An 819-nucleotide genomic window follows, 5' to 3' on the forward strand; every position below is an offset into this window, starting at 1 on the left:
GACGGTCGTGATGGAGACACCGGCGGCCGCAGCGACATCCCTGATGCCTGCTCTGGCCGTCCGGCTGCCTCGACGCGGGGTCTCCGCGCGGCTCACCTGGTGCTTTTCTGCTGCTGTCATAGCGAGCCGATCGTAGGCCTCATCCACCGGGGTTGTGCGGGAGCGTAAGCACCCCTAGAAGGCACGTTTCTGCATGGCGCGGGCGGGTCAATTACCTTTGATTACAAGGAGGATGAACGGTTCGACGGTAGTACGTCACATGTCGGCGCCGTTAGACCTGTCAAACGATCGACGTTGCGATGCGGTCTCAACTCACCTTGACGGGGATGCGTCTCATCGGTCTGTGGCCCCGTGGTTCACCATCCAGGACCCCAGCCACCCGGACGTCGAGGCAGCGCACAGCACGAAATGGCCGCCCATGCAGCTACTGGGCGCGGCAGACCGGGCCGGCGCCCCGCTTCCAGAGGGGTCACCTCGTAAGACGCCTCCCGAGACCGCCGCGGCGTGAAGAACCTCAACGGCCCACAGCTTGAGACGATCACTCCTTCGCGACGCTTCAGCAGAGGACCGTTACCCGCTGCTCACGCCAGTACGGACGGCAACGGCACGCGCTGCCCACGCCACCGGGTCCGTACGACGACCAACTCGTCGTGCATGGGCAGGCTCGCGGCGTATCCGATCCGGCATCACCGCCAGACGGTCACATCCACGGTGATGTAGTCCGCCGCGCTGACCGTCTCGCACACCGGCGCGCTCGCCGGCGAGCCGAGGCCGGCGTCAAGTGCTTCGCGGACAAGGGGTATCAAGGTGCGGGAGGTA

The 819-nt window shown here is 65.7% G+C and carries 1 pseudogene; it reads right to left on the reverse strand.

From position 1 onward, the window contains the following. Positions 1-120, reverse strand: a pseudogene (locus tag STSP_RS40530) (LacI family transcriptional regulator); the annotation flags it as partial. Positions 121-819: the final 699 nt, after the last annotated feature.

Source organism: Streptomyces jeddahensis (assembly GCF_001642995.1).
Taxonomy (GTDB): domain Bacteria; phylum Actinomycetota; class Actinomycetes; order Streptomycetales; family Streptomycetaceae; genus Streptomyces; species Streptomyces jeddahensis.